The sequence below is a fragment of the Shewanella sp. 10N.286.45.A1 genome (assembly GCF_041470405.1).
Classification (GTDB): domain Bacteria; phylum Pseudomonadota; class Gammaproteobacteria; order Enterobacterales; family Shewanellaceae; genus Shewanella.
The window spans coordinates 1-2661 of record NZ_JBFRMK010000110.1; the positions used below are offsets into that span (position 1 = coordinate 1).

Consider the following 2661-nt stretch of genomic DNA (forward strand, 5'->3'; position numbering starts at 1 on the left):
TCAAATCCCACTACTTGCCCGCAGCGTTTTGAATTGCCGCTGAATGGTCAAACTTCTAATGCAATTGGTATTACTCGGCTTTTATCCATCGTGTCGGCAGAGGCAGCTAGCTTAACGATAATTTATCGCTGACCTGACAGCAGCAGAAGCTGGATCTATGGTGAACATAGTATTCAGGCCTGTTACTAATGCCGCTTGAGTTGTAATGCCATTGCTTTGCTGAGCCGGTGTTGCGTTATGAGCCGCGTTAGAAAGCGCTTGGCTGGTCGCGAGCATAAAGTTGCCCGTTGCCACGGCGGGTGAATCGCCAAGTACTTTGGTATTAACCTGTGTAACCGAGTCGGTGATTTGATTGTTAACTGCTGTTGGGAATGCCATATGTTATTCCTCTGATCCGTTAATTCGAGTGGCTTAATAGCCGTAAGCTTACTTGAGTATTATGATGTTTTTGAGAGCTTAAAGGCGATAACAAGCCTCTTTTTTTAAAGTATGGACTCATCATCACTGCTGTGCATCAGACGGCCTCTATATAAAATGGCCATCTATCTAGTCGTCTAACTACGACGCTAAATTATTACGTGTGACCACATTAACGAGATGTATTTAGAATTACCTTACGATATCCTTCCCTTATGGGGAATCAACAGGGTTAGACTGTGCTATCTAGCTCAATTTATAAAGATAGTTGCTACAGGCCACTGGTTGGAAAGTGGACATCACTATATTTTAAGGGGCAGTCGATGTTTTAGAATAGATAGCAAACGTCTCCCAGACGCACGGAATATTGTTGGACTCTGAGTCAATTATTAAATAACAATGGTTTAGCCTGTCTTTTGCTAGCACTAAATTGTTCCAGGAATCTAATTCAGTGCGCCAATAGTGGAATAGTGTAAGTGCTGGCTGTACAACTAACGCTATAATGCGATTTTCAACTCTTCTATTTAGCTTGCAGGAGCAAACATGTCTCACACTGTTGTTATTACTGGTGCTAACCGTGGTATTGGTTTGGCGCTAGCCAGTCTATACTCTGCTCAAGGTCAAAATGTTTTTGCATTATGTCGCCACTCTTCAGCAGAGTTAGCGGCATTAAACGTTAAGGTCGTGACCGGTATTGATGTGGCAACCGATACGGGGATTGCCAACATGAAGCAGGCCTTAGCGAATGCCGACATTGATCTGTTGATCTGTAATGCAGGTATATTGCGTGATGAGAGCTTAGCTAATCTAAACCTTGATACTATTCGTGCTCAGTTTGAAGTCAATGCCGTGGCGCCACTGCGTGTCGTTGAGGCATTACAAAACCAACTGACTCACGGCGCTAAAGTGGCGATGATCACCTCGAGAATGGGCTCCATTGAAGATAATACTTCCGGCGGTCGTTACGGTTATCGGATGTCTAAAGCGGCGTTAAATGCAGCTTCAATGTCATTGAGTCATGACTTAGCCCCTAAAGAGGTGGCTGTGGGAATTTATCATCCAGGTTATGTGCAAACGGATATGGTCAATCATGGTGGAGATATTTCTGCTAATGAGTCTGCTAGCCGTATTGTCGGTTTAATCGAACAACTTGATATGAATCAGTCTGGTGTATTTAGGCATTCCAATGGCCAAATCTTGCCTTGGTAAGTATTGCACACATAAAGCTCATCGCGGCTTTATGTTGAAGTAACAAAAAGCCATCCATATATGGACGGCTTTTGCTGAAAGATGTCGAAATCCCGGTATCATACCGTTAGCTGAATACTCTTTTTACTCAGTATCTTCTACCTGCATCCAGTCAACGGTTACGCCAGCTTGGTCGAACATATCTTGGCTTATTTTAATCTTTTCGCCCCAACGAGACAGGAAGTCTTGGCTTGGTTGAGGGCTGTGCACTGTGCTTAATCCTGTTTGGATGATCTTGGCTGCGCAGTTAGGGCAGGGGAAATGAGTCACCCAGATCTCACAACCACTAAGATCTCGTTTGGCATAGAGTATTGCGTTCTCTTCTGCATGCAATGTCTTGAGTAGTTTCATCTCGCGGTTGTCGGTTTCAGCGCTGTCGGAGACCCCATGTGGGTAACCATTGAACCCTAAAGAGACTATGCGGTTATTTTCGGTGATCACTGCGCCTACTTGAGTAGAGGGATCCTTACTCCAAGATGCAACGAGTTCGGCCATTTGTAAAAATCGTGTCGCCCATTTTGTCATCATCTATCAAGCACTCCTAAATCTATACGATTGAATAAACCACTCTAACTAGCCGCTATTCTCTACGGAGAACAATGATAAAGCAACCTATAGCCAAGCTACTTTAGATAATCGATGTTTATTGGGTGAATACCGACGTTAGACAGGGGCTTGTTAGTGTTGATGGTGTATTGCGATGTTGCTTTTGGCGCGGTGGTCATTGCCACAGCAGAAGCTAAAAATGGTGTAAGAGTCGCTAGAACCGCCATTAATAGGATTGATTTTCGCAGAAACATAATTACCTTGTCTCTAAGTTCTAATTTACCTGCACTTTAATGGAGTTGTATTATATTCATTCCATGATTTTGGGTCGAATAATATAACGTAAACAAAGACTTTCATAAGAGGATGCCAGAATTTGTCTTAATCAATAGTGTTTAATATACGATTATTGAGACCGTTATGAGGGCGTACTATTCTGGTCTAATCGAT

Annotated in this window: 4 protein-coding genes; 1 reads left to right on the plus strand and 3 read right to left on the minus strand. The window is 43.1% G+C overall.

Annotated elements, in window-relative coordinates:
* Positions 1-111: 111 nt before the first annotated feature.
* The gene (locus AB4238_RS09380) at positions 112-378 is read right to left on the minus strand and encodes a RebB family R body protein (RefSeq protein ID WP_372033161.1); all 267 of its coding nucleotides are present in this window, start codon (positions 376-378) and stop codon (positions 112-114) included.
* Between the two features lie 582 nt (positions 379-960).
* Here AB4238_RS09380 and AB4238_RS09385 point away from each other — a divergent pair.
* On the plus strand, positions 961-1626 hold the full coding sequence (locus tag AB4238_RS09385) for an SDR family oxidoreductase (protein ID WP_372033162.1): 666 nt from the start codon (positions 961-963) through the stop codon (positions 1624-1626).
* Positions 1627-1749: 123 nt separating this feature from the next.
* On the opposite strand, the gene AB4238_RS09390 is transcribed toward AB4238_RS09385, so the two are convergent.
* A complete protein-coding gene (locus AB4238_RS09390; protein WP_220739390.1) occupies positions 1750-2193 on the minus strand; it encodes a dCMP deaminase family protein in 444 nt (147 codons plus the stop codon).
* 95 nt (positions 2194-2288) lie between these two features.
* The gene (locus AB4238_RS09395; protein ID WP_372033163.1) at positions 2289-2465 is read right to left on the minus strand and encodes a hypothetical protein; all 177 of its coding nucleotides are present in this window, start codon (positions 2463-2465) and stop codon (positions 2289-2291) included.
* Positions 2466-2661 lie beyond the last annotated feature (196 nt).